At 52.6% G+C, this 20,202-nt stretch carries 19 protein-coding genes; 14 read left to right on the forward strand and 5 right to left on the reverse strand.

Features of this window, described 5'->3' with window-relative positions; genetic code table 11:
- Window positions 1-3: 3 nt before the first annotated feature.
- The 11 genes from cysK to HOJ95_01305 all read left to right on the forward strand — a co-directional run bounded on the left by cysK (window position 4) and on the right by HOJ95_01305 (window position 12,649).
- On the forward strand, window positions 4-963 hold the full coding sequence (gene cysK, locus HOJ95_01255) for a cysteine synthase A (protein ID MBT6393308.1): 960 nt from the start codon (window positions 4-6) through the stop codon (window positions 961-963).
- A gap of 32 nt (window positions 964-995) precedes the next feature.
- A complete protein-coding gene (locus tag HOJ95_01260) occupies window positions 996-1,274 on the forward strand; it encodes a MoaD/ThiS family protein (GenBank protein ID MBT6393309.1) in 279 nt (92 codons plus the stop codon).
- 6 nt (window positions 1,275-1,280) lie between these two features.
- Entirely contained in the window at window positions 1,281-1,928 is a 648-nt protein-coding gene (locus HOJ95_01265; GenBank protein MBT6393310.1) for a hypothetical protein, read from the forward strand.
- Between the two features lie 92 nt (window positions 1,929-2,020).
- A complete protein-coding gene (locus HOJ95_01270; protein MBT6393311.1) occupies window positions 2,021-2,947 on the forward strand; it encodes a cysteine synthase family protein in 927 nt (308 codons plus the stop codon).
- 12 nt (window positions 2,948-2,959) lie between these two features.
- Complete coding sequence (locus HOJ95_01275; protein MBT6393312.1) at window positions 2,960-3,451, forward strand: hypothetical protein; 492 nt, start codon at window positions 2,960-2,962, stop codon at window positions 3,449-3,451.
- 2 nt (window positions 3,452-3,453) lie between these two features.
- Window positions 3,454-4,203: a HesA/MoeB/ThiF family protein gene (locus HOJ95_01280; protein ID MBT6393313.1), complete on the forward strand. Its 750-nt coding sequence runs from the start codon at window positions 3,454-3,456 to the stop codon at window positions 4,201-4,203.
- Window positions 4,204-4,268: 65 nt separating this feature from the next.
- A complete protein-coding gene (locus tag HOJ95_01285; protein ID MBT6393314.1) occupies window positions 4,269-4,724 on the forward strand; it encodes an Rrf2 family transcriptional regulator in 456 nt (151 codons plus the stop codon).
- Window positions 4,725-4,785: 61 nt separating this feature from the next.
- Window positions 4,786-5,892 carry a sorbosone dehydrogenase family protein gene (locus HOJ95_01290; protein ID MBT6393315.1) on the forward strand — a complete coding sequence of 369 codons (1,107 nt, stop codon included), beginning with the start codon at window positions 4,786-4,788 and terminating at the stop codon, window positions 5,890-5,892.
- A gap of 158 nt (window positions 5,893-6,050) precedes the next feature.
- Window positions 6,051-9,233 carry a GAF domain-containing protein gene (locus HOJ95_01295; GenBank protein MBT6393316.1) on the forward strand — a complete coding sequence of 1,061 codons (3,183 nt, stop codon included), beginning with the start codon at window positions 6,051-6,053 and terminating at the stop codon, window positions 9,231-9,233.
- A gap of 331 nt (window positions 9,234-9,564) precedes the next feature.
- Window positions 9,565-10,599 carry a Gfo/Idh/MocA family oxidoreductase gene (locus HOJ95_01300; GenBank protein ID MBT6393317.1) on the forward strand — a complete coding sequence of 345 codons (1,035 nt, stop codon included), beginning with the start codon at window positions 9,565-9,567 and terminating at the stop codon, window positions 10,597-10,599.
- A 643-nt stretch (window positions 10,600-11,242) separates the two neighbouring features.
- Window positions 11,243-12,649, forward strand: coding sequence for a DUF1565 domain-containing protein (locus tag HOJ95_01305; protein MBT6393318.1), 1,407 nt, complete (start codon window positions 11,243-11,245; stop codon window positions 12,647-12,649).
- Between the two features lie 73 nt (window positions 12,650-12,722).
- Here the strand turns inward: HOJ95_01305 and HOJ95_01310 are convergent, their stop codons facing one another.
- The 3 genes from HOJ95_01310 to HOJ95_01320 form a co-directional block, all read right to left on the reverse strand.
- Window positions 12,723-13,391: an orotate phosphoribosyltransferase gene (locus HOJ95_01310; protein MBT6393319.1), complete on the reverse strand. Its 669-nt coding sequence runs from the start codon at window positions 13,389-13,391 to the stop codon at window positions 12,723-12,725.
- A 229-nt stretch (window positions 13,392-13,620) separates the two neighbouring features.
- Window positions 13,621-14,574, reverse strand: a complete 954-nt coding sequence (locus tag HOJ95_01315; GenBank protein MBT6393320.1) for a toll/interleukin-1 receptor domain-containing protein — start codon at window positions 14,572-14,574, stop codon at window positions 13,621-13,623.
- A 182-nt stretch (window positions 14,575-14,756) separates the two neighbouring features.
- Window positions 14,757-15,527 (reverse strand): VacJ family lipoprotein, encoded by a 771-nt coding sequence (locus tag HOJ95_01320; GenBank protein MBT6393321.1) that lies wholly within the window; start codon window positions 15,525-15,527, stop codon window positions 14,757-14,759.
- A 504-nt stretch (window positions 15,528-16,031) separates the two neighbouring features.
- Between HOJ95_01320 and HOJ95_01325 the strand changes: the two genes are divergently transcribed.
- Both HOJ95_01325 and HOJ95_01330 read left to right on the forward strand, forming a co-directional pair.
- Window positions 16,032-16,196 carry a hypothetical protein gene (locus HOJ95_01325; GenBank protein ID MBT6393322.1) on the forward strand — a complete coding sequence of 55 codons (165 nt, stop codon included), beginning with the start codon at window positions 16,032-16,034 and terminating at the stop codon, window positions 16,194-16,196.
- A gap of 45 nt (window positions 16,197-16,241) precedes the next feature.
- Window positions 16,242-16,649, forward strand: a complete 408-nt coding sequence (locus HOJ95_01330) for a response regulator (GenBank protein MBT6393323.1) — start codon at window positions 16,242-16,244, stop codon at window positions 16,647-16,649.
- Here HOJ95_01330 and HOJ95_01335 read toward each other — a convergent pair.
- The gene (locus tag HOJ95_01335) at window positions 16,646-18,040 is read right to left on the reverse strand and encodes an amidohydrolase family protein (protein MBT6393324.1); all 1,395 of its coding nucleotides are present in this window, start codon (window positions 18,038-18,040) and stop codon (window positions 16,646-16,648) included. The genes HOJ95_01330 and HOJ95_01335 overlap by 4 nt on opposite strands.
- Before the next feature lie 175 nt (window positions 18,041-18,215).
- On the reverse strand, window positions 18,216-19,088 hold the full coding sequence (locus HOJ95_01340) for a DMT family transporter (GenBank protein MBT6393325.1): 873 nt from the start codon (window positions 19,086-19,088) through the stop codon (window positions 18,216-18,218).
- A 415-nt stretch (window positions 19,089-19,503) separates the two neighbouring features.
- Between HOJ95_01340 and HOJ95_01345 the strand changes: the two genes are divergently transcribed.
- The gene (locus tag HOJ95_01345) at window positions 19,504-19,953 is read left to right on the forward strand and encodes a DUF302 domain-containing protein (GenBank protein MBT6393326.1); all 450 of its coding nucleotides are present in this window, start codon (window positions 19,504-19,506) and stop codon (window positions 19,951-19,953) included.
- Window positions 19,954-20,202 lie beyond the last annotated feature (249 nt).

The raw sequence follows: 20,202 nt of genomic DNA on the forward strand, positions 1-20,202 counted from the left end.
TTGATGGCTCTTGGCACAAGGGGTAGACCTTCTCAGGTTCTTCGAGCGCTTCCCGATGTTCTCGAAAATATTGGCGGCTCCCCCTTGGTGCGCCTCTGCAATCTTCCCGATGAAAAGGGCGCGAGAGTCTATGCGAAGCTCGAACAATCCAATCCCGGCGGCAGTGTCAAAGATCGGATTGCGCTCAGCATGGTGATCGATGCCGAACACCGGGGACTCCTCAAGCCTGGCGGCACCATCGTTGAGCCCTCAAGCGGCAACACGGGGATCGGGTTGGCCATGGTGGGGGCTGTGCGCGGCTATAGCGTGAAGATTGTTCTGTGCGAGAGCATGAGTCATGAGCGCCATGCCCTCCTGACCTCCTATGGAGCGGAAGTAATATTGACGGATTGCGATCAAGGTATGTATGGCTCGGTCCTAAAGGCCGAGGAGATTGTCGCCGAAAATACTGAATACTTCATGCCCCAGCAGTTTAAGAATCCGGCAAATCCCGAAATCCATCGGCGCACAACGGCAAGGGAAATTGTCAGGGACATGGGGGCGCATACGGTCGATGCTTTTGTCGCTGGCGTGGGCACGGGCGGAACGATAACTGGCGTGGGCGAGGTGCTCAAGGCCAAGCGCCCCGAGACTCTTGTGGTAGGTGTCGAGCCCTCAGCCTCTCCGATCCTAAGCGGCGGGGAGCCCGGACCGCACCAGATACAGGGAATCGGTGCCGGATTCATTCCCAACGTCCTTAACCGCGAGATTATTGATCGTATTGAGACGATTGGTGATCAGGAGGCCTACGACATGGCCAAGGCGTTGAGCCGGAAGGAAGGTATTGCGGCTGGCATTTCGAGCGGGGCCGCAGTTTGTGCGGCGCTCCGTGTGGCGTCCGAGATGTCTGCCGATGAGAATATTGTTGTTGTTTTGCCCGATGGAGCGGAGCGTTATTTCAGTCTGGAGCAGTACTTCAGATAATTGTGATCTTTCATCAGTATGGAGAGCGAGAAATGTCAGTAACGGTACGAATCCCCACGCCACTTCAGGAGTTCACCAAAAATCAGGACGCGGTGGAACTCGAAGGCAACGATGTGAAGGAAGTGCTTGTCAACCTGGATGCTCAGTACGCCGGGCTGCGTGAGAGGCTCTACGGCGAGGATGGAAAGCTGAGGCGGTTTGTGAACATTTATGTCAACCAGGAAGATATCCGCTTCCTTCAGGGAGAGGATACGGAGGTGAAGGCGGGCGATGAACTTTCTATCGTTCCAGCCATTGCCGGAGGTCGGTAGCGAATTTTGCCTTTAACCGAGGCTCAAATTGAGCGCTATAGCCGTCATATCCTCCTTCCTCAGGTAGGGGGAAAGGGGCAGGGGCGTCTTCTGGCATCCTCGGTTGCGGTAGCTTTTGGTGTCGAGAGCGAGGGCGCAGCGTCGGTGGCTGCTGTGTATTTGACGGCTGCAGGCGTTGGTCGAATAGGGTGGTGTCCCCTTTCAAAGAGGGGAGAGGAAGTATCCACGGAAGGATCTCTAGAAGGTTTAACCGGTCTTTATGACGGAACGGGAGCGGAGGCATCAATCGGCGCGCTGAACCCAGATGTTTTGTTTGAGTCGTTCGATATGCCAAAAAAATATGACTTGCTGATTCTCCTCGGAAGCTCATCCGAGGCGGATAAGCTGGTGGCTGGTTTTGAGTCCCACGCCAAGCCCGTTATCCGAGGCGCCCGAAACGGCTGGGCCGGTGGCGTGGCGGGCCATGAGGACGATTTGATTTTTGATTCATCATCGCCCGAGGCGGTTGAAGAGCTACTTCCGGCGGCCCCTTCCGAGGGCGTGCTGGGCTCGATGCTGGCTTTCGAGGCGCTGCGCACACTGCTGGAGGAGGTGCAATCGGTGGGGTCGACCACGCTGGCCCGATTTGATCTGTCGCACGGCAATTTTGCTTAGGGTCGGCGATGAGTGGGGTTTTGTGTTCGGGAAGGTTTTTTTTTAAAGAATGGCCTTCTTCTTGCCCCGGGGTAAAGGGAAATTGAAACAAGATGACGGAGATCACCGCACAGGCGATTCGTAAAATCGAGGATTCGCCCATACTGCAGCAAATCGGCAACACACCCTTGTTGAAGATTCGAATTTTCGAAAAAGAGTTCCCCGAGGTTGAGGTCTACGCAAAGGCTGAATGGTTTAACCCCGGAGGGTCGGTGAAAGACAGGGCCGCCCTTTCGATGGTCCGGGACGGCCTTGAGCGCGGTCTCTTGCGGCCCGGCATCACTCTTCTCGACTCCACGAGCGGAAACACAGGTATCGCCTACGCCATGATAGGCGCGGCACTCGGGATTCCGGTGAAACTCGTTTTGCCGGAAAACGCCAGCGAGGAGAGAAAGAGCACTCTTAAGGCCTATGGCGTGGAAATTGTTTACTCCGATGCGCTGGAGGGCTCGGACGGCGCGCAGCGCCTGGCCGCCAAGATTTATGAGGATGACAAGGAATCCTACTTCCTTCCATGTCAGTACGATAATCCAGCTAATCCGAGGGCGCACGAGGAGACGACGGCACCCGAGATCATCGAGCAGACCCAAGGGCGCATCAATCATTTCGTTGCCTGTCTTGGTACAACGGGAACACTGGTTGGAACCGGACGAGGACTAAAAAAAAGAAAACCTGATGTGGTGGTGCATGCGGTCATGCCCTCGGATTCGTTTCATGGACTTGAGGGTATGAAGCATATTCCCACGGCGATTCGGCCTAAGATTTACGACGATTCGGTTCACGATCACTTGATCTTGGCGTCAACCGAGGAGAGCTATGATTTGGCCGAGCAGTTGACGCATGAGGAAGGGCTTTTTGTCGGTCATTCGGCCGGAGCCGCTCTCGCGGGTGTTCGCAAGGTGGCGCAGGAGGTGGGCCGCGGCGTGATTGTGACGATTTTTCCGGATAGCGGCGATCGGTATCTCAGTGAAATGCGTTAAGGAGAAGAAAGGTTGCACTTGTCATCAAAGCAGGTAGAGGTAATGCACCAACATGCGAGGGATGCTTATCCAGATGAATGTTGCGGGCTCATTGTCGGCCCCCCGGTAGGTGAATCCGGAAGTGGTGGCAGCGAGGAGAAGCGCTTGCTCCCCCTTCGCAACGTTCAAAATGAATACCATGAGCGCGACCCGGCAACCTACACGCGAACTGCTCGCCGGGCTTACTTGATCGATCCCTTTGAATTCGAGCGCATTTTGACAGAAGCCAAAGACAGCCAGGAGGTCCTTCGGGGAATTTTCCACAGCCACCCGGATGAGGAATCCTATTTTTCTCAAGAGGACAAAGATGCCGCAGTGCCCTTCGGAGATATCCCCTCTTTTCCGCATGCCGAGCAAATCGTCATGAGCGTTATGGGGGGGGAGGTAAAAGGGGCCAAGGTGTTCCTGTGGTCTTCTGATGAAAAGGATTTCCTCGAAGGCGAACTCGTTGTAGATGGGGAATGAAGGTGCCCCTCTCTCCTGGTCTTGCTGGCACCTCGGCGCTGATTTTGGGGGCCGGGGGGCTTGGGTCTCCCGCTGCTCTTGCGCTGGCGGCCTCCGGGGTCGGGCGAATCGGTATCGTTGATGACGATGCCGTTGATCTCTCCAACCTTGCACGACAGATACTTCATCGCACGGAGGATATAGGGCGGGCAAAGGTGGCCTCCGGCAAAGAGCGCCTCTTGGCTCTGGCCCCCAAAGTCGAGGTTCGGACATACCCGGTTCGATTGTCCGATGAAAATGCCGCAGAGATCATTAGGGGCTACGGCGTCGTTCTCGATGGGAGTGATAATCTCGCGGCCAGATTGAGTATGAACGATGCCTGTGTGCTTGAGGGGCGACCGCTTGTCACGGGTGGCATTCTCCGGTTTTTTGGGCAGTTGATGACGGTTATTCCTGGGAAGACACCGTGTTACAGGTGTGTGTTTGGTGCCCTTGAGGGTGGCCGCGAGGGTCCCTCGTGTGCAGAGGCCGGCGTGTTCGGGGCCATTGCCGGCATCATCGGCATGGCGCAGGCGGGCGAGGCTGTGCGCATCCTGGCGGGCTTTGCCCCGGCCTGGGCGGGGAAACTGGCCACCGCAGATTTTTGGAAAAGGAAATTTGGCGCCACAAAACTTAAAAATGATCCCTCTTGCCCTGCATGTGGAAAATTATTTCGAGACAATCGAGATGAAGAGGGGCTGGTGCATGGCTCGGAGCCGGTATTCACCAATTAGAGCGCCGAGGGCTAGGTGACGATGAAAGGCCCCTTCTAGGCGTGCGAATTGAAAGGATAGGATGAATGAAGATATCGACGAAAGGCCGCTACGCGGTCATTGCCATGGTTGATTTGGCGAGGCATTCGCAAACACATCCCATTCCCCTGCCTCAAATTGCCAACCGCCAAAATATTAGCCAGCATTATCTTGAGCAGCTTTTCGTCAAAATGCGCCGCGCGAATCTCGTGAAAAGTACGAGGGGTCCCGGTGGCGGTTATGTCCTGGCGATGCCCACCTCTCAAATCACGATGAAAGATCTTCTTTCTGCCGTCGAGGAGGATATTGTGCCGGTGGATTGTGATGACAATGGGACCGTGAATTTCACGAACCCAGCGGTTAGCGGGAGCCGCCAACTCTGGCTGAAACTTGAGGAGGCCATCAATAAAACATTAACGGAAACCACGCTGGAGGAGTTGTGCGCCGTGCCGGGAAATGACGGCGATGATATGAAAATTCCAGATTTTCAGGTCAGCATTTAAATACCGCCTCCCCATCGTTGAATCTACTTTCTCATCGTGGCTTTTCGTGGAGGTAGGGTCCATGATTTCTAGATATTCTATCCTTGGTGTTTTTTTCTTTGCGCTCATAGTCGCCTGCTCTTCGTTGGCTGCAGGTCAACAACTTCCACTCGGAGATATTAAGCTTCCTCCCGGTTTTCGCATCACCGTTTTCGCTCGTAACGTGCCGAACGCAAGGTCAATGGCTTTGAGTCCCCGCGGAACGCTTTATGTGGGCACCCGCCGGGGCGGAAGAGTTTATGCCGTTCAGGATTTTAATCGCGACGGCAAGGCGGATAAAGTCACGATCCTTGCCGAGAATATGAATTTCCCCAATGGCGTGGCTTTTCGAAACGGTTCACTTTATGTGGCGGAAATTAACCGTATATTGAGGTATGACGGCATCGAGGATAGGCTTGATAATCTGCCTGCGCCCGTTGTCGTCAATGATCGATTCCCCCGCGATGTGCATCATGGTTGGAAATTCATCAGATTTGGTCCCGACGGGCGCCTATATGTTCCAGTAGGCGCCCCCTGTAATGTCTGCGGGCCGCCTGCCCCCTATGCCTCGATACTAAGACTCTCTTTAAATGGGAAGTCATGGGAAGTATTCGCTCGGGGAATTCGCAATTCCGTTGGATTTGATTGGCATCCCCAGACAGATGAACTCTGGTTCACCGATAATGGCCGGGATCGTTTAGGAGATGATTTGCCGCCGGATGAATTGAACCATGCCCCCAAGAAGGGGATGCACTTCGGTTTTCCCTTTTGTCATGGAAAATCGATTTTAGATCCGAAATGGGGCCAAGGCAGGGATTGCCGTAAATTTGCGCCGCCCGCCGTCGAGCTGGGGCCTCATGTTGCCTCCCTTGGAATGCGCTTCTACAAGGGGGATATGTTTCCTCCCCGCTATCGAGGACAAATATTCATTGCCGAGCACGGCTCGTGGAATCGAAGTACGCCGATAGGGTATCGAGTCAGACTCGTTCGGCTCGATAACGGACGGCCTGTAAGTTATGAAAATTTTGCAAGTGGTTGGCTCAAGAAAGGGAAGGCCTGGGGGAGGCCCGTTGATATACAGCTTATGCCTGATGGTGCGATGCTCGTGTCCGACGATTTTGCAGGAGCAATATACCGAATATCCTACTAGCGGTGCATTCGGGTGTTATAAATTAAAATACTTGCCGTTCCCTCTGTCGTGTACTATCTTGAAATATGATTAAAGTGTTAATTTTTAATGGTTTATGTTAATTGTAATTTCATTGACTCCACATTTCAGTGCTGATTCCCGATTGAAGGGGAATAATCATGAATCCGCCTGAGGTGTCTATTGGGACACCTCCTATTCATGCGACCTCTGATCATCGTTCTGCCGAAACGGCAATCGTATATTCTGCCATCAGCGCTACCGTCCAAAAAATTCTTCAAGAAAAAGACCTTTCAAAAATTTTGAAAATTATTTGTGAGGAGGCTTGTCGAGTTTTGGGAGCCGAGCGCTCACTCGTCATCAAAATACGCCTCGATGGATCCTATAAAAGGGAAGTTCTTTATTCTCACAAAGTCCCGCAGGAATTTCTCGATATCCTGAAAGAAACGAATGAAGAACCGTTTGTTGCAGATGTTCTCCGTAATAAAAAAATTGAAATTTTCTCCTTGCCTTTATATCAATCTAAGGTTTTTGCGCCGGATGTCTGGGCGCGGATTGCCCCCCGCATTGTTTGTGGTATTCCGCTCATCGTCAGGGGGGAGTCGTATGCGGCGCTTGTTTTGCACCATATGTCAGAGCGCAACTACAGCTCTGATGAGAGGCTTATCGCAGAGGCATTTGGAGGACTTGCCTCGATAGCCATAGAAAAATCAATTTTACTCTCCGACATTGAAGCCAGGGCGAGCCGACTCGAAATTTTCGGGAAAATCGCCAAAAACACAGGATCATCTCTTGAACCAAGCGAAATATTTCGAAATATCGCCGTTGAAATTGAGCGTGCGGTTCCGTGCGATCGCCTGGTGATAGCGAAATTCAATTTGGCGGATGGAATTTATTATCATTACTATGAAAAAACCGATGTGCCGATGGGTTTGCCCTCAAACGAAGACATCCGGGCTGGGGTTATGTCGAAAGAAGTTTATGAAACCGGATTGCCGTTATATGTACCCGATATTTTTCAATCTAGGTGGGTGAAGAGCCGACATGCCAGGGCTGGGCATAGGAGTGCTCTGATTGTTCCGGTTCTTCAGGATGGCAATTGTATCGCGCATATAAGATTGACCAGAAAGGAAGTCAATCAGTTCAGTGAAGAGGAACGGAAACTTGTTATAGACATTGCAGAATGTCTTGGGCCTGCAATTCGAAATGCATTTCTTTACCGGACATCGCAGGAACGAACAGAACGACTGGAAATCGCTGGTGAAATTTCCCGAGTTGTGGGCTCTGAAAGAGAGCCCGAGGATATTTTTAGGACAATTGTTCAAGAATTCAGGCGCGTGGTGCCCTGCGATAGATGCATCATCGCCCGAATTGAGGATAACGGAAAACGTCATGTTTATCTCCACGTGGACTCGGATATGGTGCTATTGCCTTACCAAAATTCTGGTGATGAAAGCGTTGAATGGGTTCACAGAGAAATATACAAGCCTAAACGGGCGTTGCGCATAGAGGATATCCGCAATGAAGATGTGCCGTTGTTCAAGGAGATGGCCGGATTCGGGTTTAGGTCATCGTTGAATATCCCGATTATTCAGGATGGCATCTGTATCGCTCACATTAGTCTTAGTAGCCTTGAGCTAGGCGCCTTCACCTCAGCGCATGAAGAAATGCTCATGGCAGTTGCCTCCCATCTCGGGCCGGCCATTCGCAACGCCATGTTACAGAATGAGTCGAAGTTAAGAGGCCAGCGGCTCACCTCGTTTCTTGAGATGTCACGGCGTCTCACGCGAGGGCTGGCACTTTCCGAGGTCCTGGATTCTGTCGTCGAAGTTTCGGCCGAGCTGTTCGGGGGGGTCGCTAGGCTCCGAATGCGCGAGGGTGAGTACATGAAACTGGTTGCCTCGACGGAAAGACTAGATGGGGTGAGGTTGGCGGAACTTGTTCCGATTGAGGGTTCCATATCCGGAATGGTGTTCAAGGGTGCGGAGGCGTTCGCCACCTCGGACTTGCTCAACGATCCGGACACCGTTGAATTTCGCAAAGGCATTATCCCGGAAAGTCTAGCAAACGAATCGCGAGCGGTGATGTGTGTTCCGGTCAGTTTGGAGGAGCGTATCATCGGCACGCTGAACATCCGACAAGAAACCGGATTCGAGTTTGACCGCGATGCGGTTCGCACGGCGACGACGCTCGCCGATCAGGCTGCTATTGCGATTGAAAATGCACGCTTGCATGAGGAGGCGCAACGGAGCCGGGTATTTCTCGAAAGCGTTGTGGGAGACTCAGCTGACCCTATTATTATCGTTGACCAGGAGCGGAGAGTCATCCTTTGGAACTCGGGCGCGACAACGTTATATGGGTACGATTGTGAGGAAATGCTTGGCCGCTCGGTGGACATCATCATCCCTGAATATGCCAGAAAGGAAACGACTCGCCTCAACGCCGAAATGTTCGTGGGTGGTAAATCCACAACGATTGAAACCAAGAGAGTTCATAAGGACGGCTCAATCATTCCTGTCAGTATGACGCTTTCTCCCGTTCGACGGGAGGACGGCACCAATATTGCTAACGCCGGTATTCACAAAGACCTGACCGAGCAAAAGCGGGCCGAGGGTGAGTTGGTGCGCGCGAAAAACGAGGCGGAGGCGGCGAATAGGGCGAAAAGTGAGTTTCTCTCAAATATGAGTCATGAACTGCGCTCGCCGCTCAACGCCGTCGTGGGGTTCAGCGATATTCTCTTGAGCCAGGGCGGGGATGAGAAAGCGCGCATGCTCGCTGGCAACATAAAGGATTCGGGTCTTTATCTGACACGTCTCATCGAGGGGATTTTAGATCTTGATCGAATCGAGGAGGGTAAAGTGCGAATCGATAGGGAGAATATCTCGATCAGCGCTCTATTCTCTGAAATATCAGATGCTTGGCAGCCTCAACTCTCCGAGGAATTTACGCTTTTGTGTGAGCACGATAGCAGATGCGACTCGATTTGGTGCGATTTGGTGCGCATCAAGCAGGTTCTCAATAATCTTTTGTCGAACGCTGTGAAGTACTCACTCGAGGGCGGCCTCATCAGACTTGTCTCGCAATTGGTGGGCGATGAATTGTGGATAAGTGTTCAAGATCAAGGTATGGGCATTTCCTCAAGGGAGCAAATAAATATTTTCGAGCGTTTCCAACAACTCGAAAGCGGCTACAGTAGACGGGCCGGTGGGCTGGGCATCGGTCTGAGCCTATCGAGGAAACTTATTGATCTCCATGGCGGACGCATTTGGGTGGAGAGCGAAAAAGGAGGGGGAAGTAAATTCATTTTCTCCTTGCCACTAGATTCGGGTGATAAAGAACCCTAGGCGGGAAAGCGCCTTTCGGCACGCGGGCCAGCCCTGAGTGGATGAGGTCGCGAGACTTATCACAAATTCAACTGGTTAGGTTTTGCTGGAAATTCTCTGCCAAATACTTGACAGGGTCATTTTGATGGATTTTCTTGCTCTCCCACCCTTTGCCCTGGCCCCTCTTCCCTCCGCTTCTCTGGTGCTGCCATCGTGTTTCCCTCGTGTTCGGCAAATGGTAACCTCGCCCCCGGTTCGAATTCCTGATCGCCCCCGGTTCAAGTTTTCCGATTTTCTTGGCGGACGATTAGTTTCAAAACACGATCTATCAAACTATTCTTAGGAGTACGTAATGTCTTTTGAACCTGTTCGAGTCGCTTCAATGGGCCTGGGGCGCTGGGCAAATGTGTTGGCCGATGCCGCGTTGCGCGGCGGCAATATCAAGCTGGTCTCTTGCTTTAGCCGCACCGCCGAGAAAAGAGCCAGTTTCATGGAGCGCTATGGCACGCGCGAGGCCGAGAGTTTCGAGGCTCTTTTAAATGACGATGAGGTCGAGGCCGTCATTGTCACCACACCGAATTTTAATCATATGGAGCATATCGAGGCGATCTCGGCGGCGGGCAAGCACGTCTACTGCGAAAAACCCATCGCGCATAATCTTGAGCATGCCAAGAAGATCGTCGAGGCTGTCGAGAAGGCTGGCACCCGTCTGGCGATTGGCCACAGCGCAAGGCGCCTGGCCGTTTCCCGCCGCCTCAAGGAATTGATCGATTCAGGCGAGATTGGCGACATCTCAATGAGCGAGAGCAACTTTTGCACCGAGCGGGGCCTGGAGCTGAATCCCGATATGTGGCGCTCTGACGCCAAACTCAACCCGACCGGCGTTGCGATTCAGCTATCCATTCACCATATCGATACCTTCCGCTATCTCTATGGCCCGATTAAAAACGTCACCGCAAAGATGAAGAGAACCTACGCCACCGCAGATGTCGAGGATTCTGCGATGATCATCATGGAGCACGAAAATGGAATCCTCTCCTACACCGGCGGCGGATGGGCCTGCCCCTGGGCGTTCCACATGAACGTTCACGGGACAAAGGCCGTGGCGCATTTTAGGATCACGGGCCAGCAATGGCGCGACCCCTCAAAGGCCCCCGAGCCCATTCGCCTCCACATTGACCGCGAACCGCTGGGCGAGAAAACCGTTCTCGATATGCCGGAGGGCGATATGTTCCGCGATGCGCTTGAGGATTTTGCCACCTGTGTGCGCGAGGATCGCAATCCCGAGGTGGATGGGCGTGTGGCCTATGAAGATCTTGCCGTCGTATACGCCGCAGCAGAAAGCTCGCGCGCGGGCAAAACCGTTGATGTGAAGGATTTTCTCTAGACGGCCGCGGCCTGGCTGCCGGGGAATAAAGGGCACGGACGCTTCTGGGTAAGTTCCCGCCAATGAGCTGGTAAGGACTTTTCGGGCTGTCATGCCGAGCCCTTCGGCTTCGCCCGGGGCAGGATCCGCGAAGTGAAGCGAAGTATCCCGGTTTTCCGGGAATTCAGAACCGGGATCCTTCCCTCCCGCTCAGGATGACTTCTTAAAAACAAACAGGAAATTCTTTCCCGAGTCCAACATGACGCCCACCGGCGCGAGACCGGGGGCGGTTTTGTCCTCTTGTCTCCTCGCGGCTAGAATCGGGGGGCGATGTTCACCAGGAAATTCCGGAAAACCGGGTGAGGGCGCAGCGTATTTTTTAACAATTGTTTATTTTACATGTGGGAGCGGGCGAAAATGAACCGCTATCCGTCTAATAGCTGGAGAGACCATTTTGTCCACGCTTCGGGCGCTCTCCGGGGATTTTGAAGAAGAACCGTAGCGTTTTCTAGTGCTGGAACCCTTTATCCATGGAGCCATATGGGAATTTAGTTGAAAAAAGGAAAATGGCAGCCTATATTTAGGATTAAATAGTCCTAATAATTCAAGGGGATTCCCCCGCAAAAAAACCAACTTTTTCGCTATTTAAATCGGAGGCGGCGTTATGCTGAAAAAAAACAACCTGCTCGCTGGAATCATTCTTTCCCTAGGCCTTTTCTTCCTCGCCCCGCCCGCCGCCACGGCCCAGACCATCACTCTTGATTTAGCAGGGGGAAATTGCCACGAAATAGGCAACTGGGACCCCGCCACCCTGACCTGCACCCTCACCGCCGACACCTCGGCCTCCATTTCGTTCCGAGGGAATGGCATCACCCTCGACGGAAACGGCCACGTCATGACGGGACCCGGTTCAGGCACCGGCGTCGGGGTTGGCAGGGCGCATTTTCTGACCATCAAGAACCTGACCATCCGGAACTATTTTTTCGGCATTCACGTCAACTACTTCGCCTCGGAAATCCAAATCACGAACAACCGTCTTGAAAACAACATTTATGGGGCGGAAATCCGCCGAGGCAACCACGACCTCACCATCTCCGGAAACACCTTCGTGAACAATTCGTTTGTTGGCATCCGCTTCTTCCTGCGCAACCACGACAACGTCGTCTCCGGCAACCGATTCGAATCGACCGGGTCTGGCGTTTCGCTCTGGCACCATAACTCCCGCAATGTGGTCTCGGAGAATGTCTTCGTCTCCAACAGCGGCACCTCCATTTATATTTCCTCCGGCAAGGCTGTCACCGAATTCGGCGAAATCATCGGCATCGACAACCAGGTCACCGCCAATACAATCTCGGGAAGCCGTTTAGGGATAGGACTGACCTTCGCGGCCGAAAACACCGTGCGAGACAACACGATCGAGAACAGCGGCGAGGTCGGGATCCGCATGTATTGCGCCAGACCCACCGGTTGCATCGGCAACGAGATCTCCGGCAACACCGTGACCGACAACCCCGTGGGCATCCAAATAGAAGGCGCTGCGGAAGACAACCTCATCTACAACAACGCCTTCCGCAATCCCCGGAACTTCAGAATTCTGCAGAACTACTTTTATTACGCCAACCAGTGGAGCGTCCCCAAAACCCCGGGAACGAACATCGCCGGCGGGCCCTTTCTTGGCGGCAACCTTTGGTCCAAGCCCGACGGGAGCGGCTATTCGGACAACTGCACCGACGCCGACGGCGACGCGCTCTGCGATGTACCCTATTTCCTCCGTGTCGGGAACACGGACCATCTTCCGCTGGTCGGCAATCTGTACTCGGCGTGCGGGCTCTCGGACGTACTGGAATCGATGGACCTTCCCCACGGCATCGCGAACAGCCTGCTGGCCAAGGCGAAAAACCTCTGCGCGGCTTATGAGAAAGGCAACCTCAAGGCGGCGGCGGGCATGCTGGGCGCCTTCATCGCCGAGGCCGAAGCCCAGCGCGGCAAGAAACTCACCGGCGCAGACGCCGGGAAACTTATCGCCTATGCCGAGGGCGTGGCCGCCAAGCTCGAGGACGAGATGCCCTAGCGGGGGAAGCCTCCGGAGGATTGATCGCGAACCGGCAAAACGGTGGATGTGAAGGATTTTCTCTAAGGTTTAACTAGACGCCGCCGTGCGCCTTTGACCAGACTTCGGGCTCGTCGAGAAATTTCTTAATTTCAGCCGATTGCTCTGCGTTGAAATAACCTTTGGCGGTGCCCACCTCTAGATTAGATCGCCAGTCGGCCAGGCCGTGAAGCGTGATCTGGGCATCGGATATAATTTTTTCGGCGGTGGGAAAAACACCGTAGAAAAAAACGACGATGCAGTGGTCCACAATGGCCCCCGCCTCCCGGATGGCGTTGCAGAAATTCACCTTGCTTTTGCCGTCCGTGGCCAGATCCTCGACGAGAAGCACTTTTTGCCCCTCCTCAAGGTCTCCTTCAATCTGGCTTTTGCGCCCAAAACCCTTTTTTTCTTTTCGAACATAGATCATCGGCTCGTAATAGTAGTCCGAGAGCCACGCGGCAAAAGGAATGCCTGCCGTTTCCCCGCCCGCGATGGTATCGAAGGCGTCCCGTCCGATGTTCGTGTCAATTTCCTCGGCAGCGATTTGCATAATCTCGCGGCGCTGGCGGGGAGAGGAAATAATTTTCCGGCAATCCACATAGACCGGGCTGGCCCAGCCCGAGGTGAAAATATAAGGCTCATCGAGGTTGCAATGGACCGCCTCAATCTCGAAAAGAAGCTCTGATACCCGGTTTTTGCGCTCGATAAGATGAATGCTCATGCTCTGTATTCCCCATGATGGAGCGAATTTGATCCTGCCTGCTTTGATGCAGGCGCATAGGACATGCTCGGGCGCTCAGACAGTATTCAATATTTTGGAGTCAGGCCAAAGACCCGGCCCGATTTCTGATTTGTACCACTCCCAAGGCGCTTTCTCAAAGTCTTGCCGCGTAGCGGCGTAATATTTTCAGGGGAGGGGCTGGCGGAGCTTGTTTATTGATCGTAGCTCCTCAGGGGTTTTCCTCTCCCTCGCTTTTTAAATCCCGCATCAAGCGCTCGAAATTCTTTTGATAGCTGTCGTGGTCTTTCCAGTTGGTGAAATCGCCGATGTGGCGCGAGCGCCTGATGTCAGCGGCCCAGCCCGCATCTGTGTCATTCACCGCGCCGTCTAGTCGGATGGGAAAAAGAACGGTCTCTTTTTTATCCTCCGGCTGTTTTCGCTCCTTCTCAAAAGCGGCTTCGACTTCTGATTCCACCCAATTACTCGCAATCGAGTCTTTTGAAAAAATCAAAAGAAGCTTGTCATAAATCCGAATGGACTCATCGATTCGGTCCCGGAATTTATCGCCAATCTTCAAATCCTCCCGCGCGAACCAGCAGCGAACGCCCTTCGCCTGAAGGTCCGCATAAAGACTTTCCGCAAAAGACCGGTCTTTTTCGGAATAGCTGATGAAGCAGGAGTAAAACTGGAAGGGCTCGTTTCGGAAGGAGGGGAGAAGTTGAATGTAATCCTCCGGCAGGCCGACTCCCCGTAAAAATTTCGGGGGCAATGCGCCGGATTTCATCAGGGTACGGTGGTCAACCGTACTTGGGCCAAGATGTTGACATTCATCCAGTCCATCGGTCTCGCTTAAATCTACATCGGAGAAAATAGTTTCACCTAGAAGTGCCGTAGTGAGGTCCGCCCCGTTGAGGAATGTCTTGATGAGGTTCGCCAGTATGAGGTTCGCTCCGTTGAGGTTTGCTCCACTGAGGTCCGTCACGCCGAGGTTCGCTCCGAAGAGTTTTGCCTCGCTGAGGTTCGCTCCGTTGAGGTTTGTCCCGCTTAAGTCCGTCCCGCCGAGGTCCGCCCCGCTGAGGTTCGTCTCGCTGAGGTCGGGCTGAATCTTCTGATTATTCTCCCGCCATTTATTCCAGGCAGGCACTCCCTTTTTCAGAATGTCGAGGTGTTCTTTATTCGCCATGCGGGGGCTCCCTCGTGCATGAATGTCCGGTGGGGGATTCTACCGCATATGGGCGGGGCTGTTCACCCGCGCTTTTACGGATTTGACGGAAGATGAAATAAATTGCCCGGAGGGTTTGAGCGGGTGTGGGCGAGGGCGAGGCTGGCCGCTCTGGAAATGGAATAGATGCCGGGCCGAAGCCGCTATTTGCCCTTCTCGCGGCCGTTCAGGATTTCGCTATTGCGGTGCTGGATGTAGATGCTTCTGATGAGAGAGTAATAATCAAACGCATCTCGCTCCAAATCGTCGAGTGTCTTGATGTTGCGGGCCCTGAAGTCCACAAATTGGGTCCCGCGCATTCCGTAAAGCCACAACTCTGCGTCGTTGTGGGCGGCGATATATGTCAGGGGGTCGAGGAACGAATCAACCGCCTTGCCCGCAGCATCGCGAAAGTTCGAGGGCCCGAAAATGGGGAGCACCAGATAGGGCCCCTCTTTAATGCCAGCGACGGCAAGTGTCTGGCCAAAATCCTCGCTATGATATTTGAACCCCATGTCATAGGCGGTGTCGAACAGGCCGCCGATCCCGAGGGTGGAGTTAATCAAAAAACGCATTGTCGTATCGCTGGCACGCTCGCCTTCACCTTGAAGTAAATCGTTTGCCAGGACGACGGGTGAGGAAAGATTGCGGATAAAGTTTCGAATCGAATCGCGCGCCTCGAAAGGCAATATCGCTTGGTACAACTCGGCCAAGGGGCGCCCGATGGCTTTATCGAGAATGATGTTGAGATCAAACATCGTCCGGTTGAACGACTCGAAAGGGTCGATTGTCTCTTCTTCTGATTGTTCTTCTTTGTCTTGGGCAAAAGCCGGAGATGAGGAAACAATGGCCAGCATCACCACGAGAAAAATGGGAATCAAAAGACGTGCCGCCCTGGAGAGGCGTCCACGCAAGTTAGGTCGAATATATCTCAATCGATGACTCCTGAGGATGAAAATATTCGTCTATGGAAATGTAGGCTTGGTTATTGGAACGGCCAAAAACTTCGAAACATTAACATGAAGGAGCGCCTCAGGCCATGTGGCAAAACGCACCAGAATCACCGTATTTTAATTTTTTTTAAAACGCTATTCCCTGATTGAACGGCAGCTTGAATTTTAGGAGCCCCGTATCGAATCTTGCGGAACAATTTTTTTGCCGTATTCAGAGCGATTGCCAACTATTGTCGAGTTTTGGTTCTGGTAGGCGACCAGGGGTGGTTATTTTTTTCTTCAGATATTATCTCGCTTACCGATTAAAAATGGAGGGAATGGAATGGCTGTTTTCGCTTTTATGGGCATCGGAACTTCAAGGTGTGCGAATAATAATTGTAAGTTATTGATATTAAACGATAAATTTAGCATGAAGGAGAGCTTGACATATATTTCGAAATTATTTAAATTATACAAATAGTTTATTTAACGGTACTAGAGGTAATTATGATTGAAGTTACAGCAATACCCACTACGGCTCCTGCTCTGCCGACCAAGGAAAATATTTCGACGCAGATTGAGCCCGAGGCTGCCTCGGAGCCAGAAGCTGCCCCCGCCCTTTCGGCGCCTCCCGAGGCTGCAACGGGTCAAGTCGTAGATACACAGGTTTGAAGCGTTAATTTTTTTATTTTAAACATTTCGTGAGGTGTCAAGGACTTGGCTAATATTTTGATAGCTGCCCACGATGAAACGTTGCGCCACTTGCTCGGCACTGCGCTCAGGCGTTTTGATCACGATGTGATCATGTCGGTGAACGGAAAGCATATTCTCGATTTAATTCAAAAAGATATCTTTGATCTCGCCATAATTGACGAGAATTTACAGGACACAACGGCGTTGGAAATACTTGAGCAGGTGGGTGGGCACCTTGGCCTCAGTGTTAAATACATGGTGATGAGTTCAAAATCCTCGGCAGATGTTATCAGGGGATATATAGAATCGGGGGCTACCGATTTTGTCCTCAAACCCTTTAGTCTTCCCAAGGTTGTGACACGCATTGAATCGATATTGAACTCGAAACCGGCTCCAAAGGTGATGAGAGCCGAGGAGTACAAGGCGTCCTAGCCGTTTTTATGGCTCAGCAATCTCTCGGCCGAGGCTGAGAGGCGCTCTTTTAAACTCGATAGTTCTTCCCCTGCTCGCAAGAGCTTTCCATTTTCCTTCATTTTTTTTCCTGCCACAAAAACCGTATCCACATTTTCGCGTCCCGCCTGGAATACAACGGCCTGGACAGGGTCGTTCACGGGCATCATGTTGAGGCTGTCGGTGCGCAATAAAACAATGTCGGCCTGCTTGCCGGGGGTGATTGAGCCGATTCGGCTCTCCATGCCAAGGGCGCGGGCATTGTTGATGGTGGCCCAGGCGAGCGCCTCAAAGGCGGGGAGGATGGTTTTCTCCTCCTTGGCGCTTGCGGCGGTGCCCGAGGCGGCAAAGGCCACGTTGTCGAAAATGCGCTGGCTCTGGAGCGCAAAGCGCATGGTGTGGAACATGTCGCCGGCGGCGTAGATTTCAATATCGGCGCCAATGGAGGGTTTGCCCCCTAACCGCAGCACCCGGCCGCAGAGTGATTGGGCCGGGTGTTTTTGCATTTCGACGGGCGGGGTTGCTGTGACGGAGGCGCCCGAATCGACGATGAGGGCTAGCTCATCATCGCCCAGGTAGTTGCCGTGGACGATATTGTGTTTGGGCCCGAGCAGGCCTTCTTTTTTTAAAATGGCGTAACCATCGGGCACCAGGCGCGAGGCGTCGCCCCAGATGTGGGCACTAGAGATGAGATCCCATTCGCGGGCCAGGCGAAAGTCGTGGAGGGCGACTTCGAGGGTGGCGTAGTCGGACCCGAGGATCGCCATGGCGAGGGTTACGAGCGCATCATCGCTGGAGAGGCGACCTGTGCGAAGTCGCTTTATCTCGCTGGCGGGATGGGGAATCGTGGAATAGTGGGGCTCGCCCTCCTTGGGATCGGGCTTGACGGTTCCGTGCCCGAAAAGGGCGCGCACGCCGGACTCAAAAAGAGCGTCGATGGCGGCATCCGAGTGGGCGGGGGTGGCGTTGTTGTGGCACCAGTCGAAGAGGGTGGTCGTGCCGGCGTCGAGTTGTGAGAGCGCCCCGGCCAGGTTGCCCAGGTAGGTGTCCTCGGGGGTGTAAATCGGGGCAAGGCCCGCATGGACGATGCGGAAATATTCGCGCCCCGCCCAATCGCCCCCGATGCCGCGAAGGGCTGTCTCCCAGGTGTGGAGGTGGGCGTTGATGAGACCCGGGATGGCGATCATGTTGCGCGCATCGATTACCTGTGCCTCTGGGGCGCTGAGCTCGCTGCCGACCTGGGCGATGAGTGCGCCATCTATGAGAATGTCCCCGCCCGTTATCTCGCCGACAGCTGGGTCGCCTAGAGATGGGTCCATCGAGATGATGGTGGCGTTCTTAATAAGTGTCTGGGAGGAAGATGTCTGTGACATAGGTGTCTGTGACATGGGTGTTTGTGACATGTGCGCTCCTTGTTTTTGAGTAGGCCCGCATAAATTATAAGACGTTAAATATCAATAAGTTATGTGGTCTAATGCGCCCCGCGCGAATATGTGCGACATGTGGCACTCATACACCCATGCGCTCCTAGGCACGGGCTTTCTCTCGTTAAGAGACAATCAACCAGGCACCCAAGACCGAGAGAATGCCGCCAGTTACCACTCGTATCGAAATTGCCTCCTGATTACGGAAAAATACCCACGAGAAAAAAATGATTATCATCACCGAGATGCGATTTATCGGGATCACCTCGACGAGTCTTCCATTTTTTACAGCGGATAGAAAAAACACCGCAGCCAGGGCGTTAGAAATTCCTCCCAGAACAACGATAAAAATCGGGCGTAACTTCAAGGAGCGAGGAATGCCCTCATTCGTAAATGGAAGAACGAGGAGCATGAGAAGTAGCGCCGTTGAGGTGGAGACGACCATGCCCACAGAGGCAGAAGGAAGCCAGAAAAAACCTAATTTCAAGAAAAAGTGAGAGAGCGCCAAGAAAAATGCCACTGCGACAGGAACCAGGTAGTAGTGAAGAGAAATGGATTTTTGCACTTTGCTGCCTTCCGATACTAAGAGTATGGAGCCGATCATAATGAAAAGGGTTCCGGCGCCCACTTCCCAGCTGAATTCTTCTCCGAGAATAAAAACGGCAAACATCGCGGACCAGATAAGGCTGGTTTGGATGATGATGGAGCCCCTGGCCAGACCGACGAGGTTGATTGAAATGAAACTCAGGTAGCGGGCGACGAATGAACTCGAAAACCCTACGACCGCGAACCAAAAAACACCCATTAGCGGCCAGTTTTCCACTCGGCCTGTGAGAAAATAGTAGCACCAGGCGATAATGGCCGTAACGAGAAGTGAAAATAGTGTGGTTGTTGCAGGGCTAAAAGTGCTCAAAGCCCCTCGGTAAAGTGTGCGGGCCGAGGCAATGAAAAAGGCCGCTATCAGCGCTGCTACGTTTGCGTTAAGAAAATCGAACAAATAGACACCAGAGATTTAAGGGAGCGAAAGAGAAGCATTATCCCACGAAAATGGCGGGGAGGCGATGAGTGAGTCATCCAATGACAATGTGATGGCCCAATTCCCGCGTTAATAAAAAGAGATTTTCCGGAGGGATTTAGGCGACCCCAAGGGGATTGGTCCATTACCCTGTATAAAAAAATAAACGGAAAAATCCACTAGCTAAAAAGGTCTGCGGCTTGCTGGGTAGGCCCAATTTTTAAAGATACCTACCAGTAGTATGCAGGGAAGGGGGAAGGGTCGTTTTCAGTGTCGGGATTGTGATATATACAGCTCTGGCAAATTCGATCTGGAGAATATTGATTTTATCCTCTGGTTTTGCCTGGTTAAAAATTTCATGTACCGATGAACACTGATTCATCAAGGAGGGGCGCATATGCGACAGTTATTGATAATTCTTTTCTCGCTTTTTTTATTTCCTTCATTGGCATCAGCGGATGAGGGATTAATTAGCGTAAAAAGTTCTCACGATGTAAAAACGACCGCAGATCGGCTCGAAAGTATATTAAAGAAAAAGGGCATGACCGTTTTCGGGAGGGTCAATCATGCAAAAGGTGCACAAAAAGTAGGGAAAAAACTGCGCCCGACCGAGCTCGTTATATTTGGGAATCCAAAAGTAGGGACTCCGTTGATGCAGTGTAATCAAAGCGTGGGAATCGATCTTCCTCAAAAAGCGCTAATCTGGAAAGATAAAATGGGCCAGGTTTGGTTATCCTATAATGATCCCAAATACCTGAGGAATCGTCACAATCTCAATAAATGCAATACGGTCATTACGAAAATTGAAAAAGCGCTTGGAAACTTCGCTAAGGCGGCCACTAAATAAAGATGGGTTGATGCAGGATTTCATCTGAAGGATTCCGCTCCTCGGCTATTGGCTGAGGGGCGGTTTTTCGTGGTGACCCCAAGGGGATTTGAACCTTGGACTAGTTTACCCATCCGGCTCTTGTATACCCCCAATCACAGGATAAAGCGTATTGCCTGACAAGGATGAAGATACGCCTAGCATTTGCCTTCAGGCGCGAAATAAAGCCCTCTGGGATCGTCAATAGGGCAGGGTAGGGAAAACTCCATC

It is taken from the genome of Nitrospinaceae bacterium (assembly GCA_018669005.1).
GTDB lineage: Bacteria > UBA8248 > UBA8248 > UBA8248 > UBA8248 > UBA8248.

Coding starts and splice junctions, on each gene's coding strand:
- HOJ95_01310 (MBT6393319.1), bottom strand. CDS start 13,391: ATGAGCATTCATCTTATCGAGCGCAAAAACCGGGTATCAGAGCTTCTT.
- HOJ95_01290 (MBT6393315.1), top strand. CDS start 4,786: ATGATTTCTAGATATTCTATCCTTGGTGTTTTTTTCTTTGCGCTCATA.
- HOJ95_01305 (MBT6393318.1), top strand. CDS start 11,243: ATGCTGAAAAAAAACAACCTGCTCGCTGGAATCATTCTTTCCCTAGGC.
- HOJ95_01270 (MBT6393311.1), top strand. CDS start 2,021: ATGACGGAGATCACCGCACAGGCGATTCGTAAAATCGAGGATTCGCCC.
- HOJ95_01260 (MBT6393309.1), top strand. CDS start 996: ATGTCAGTAACGGTACGAATCCCCACGCCACTTCAGGAGTTCACCAAA.
- HOJ95_01300 (MBT6393317.1), top strand. CDS start 9,565: ATGTCTTTTGAACCTGTTCGAGTCGCTTCAATGGGCCTGGGGCGCTGG.
- HOJ95_01285 (MBT6393314.1), top strand. CDS start 4,269: ATGAAGATATCGACGAAAGGCCGCTACGCGGTCATTGCCATGGTTGAT.
- HOJ95_01325 (MBT6393322.1), top strand. CDS start 16,032: ATGATTGAAGTTACAGCAATACCCACTACGGCTCCTGCTCTGCCGACC.
- HOJ95_01335 (MBT6393324.1), bottom strand. CDS start 18,040: ATGTCACAGACATCTTCCTCCCAGACACTTATTAAGAACGCCACCATC.
- HOJ95_01315 (MBT6393320.1), bottom strand. CDS start 14,574: ATGGCGAATAAAGAACACCTCGACATTCTGAAAAAGGGAGTGCCTGCC.
- HOJ95_01295 (MBT6393316.1), top strand. CDS start 6,051: ATGAATCCGCCTGAGGTGTCTATTGGGACACCTCCTATTCATGCGACC.
- cysK (MBT6393308.1), top strand. CDS start 4: ATGGCTCTTGGCACAAGGGGTAGACCTTCTCAGGTTCTTCGAGCGCTT.
- HOJ95_01345 (MBT6393326.1), top strand. CDS start 19,504: ATGCGACAGTTATTGATAATTCTTTTCTCGCTTTTTTTATTTCCTTCA.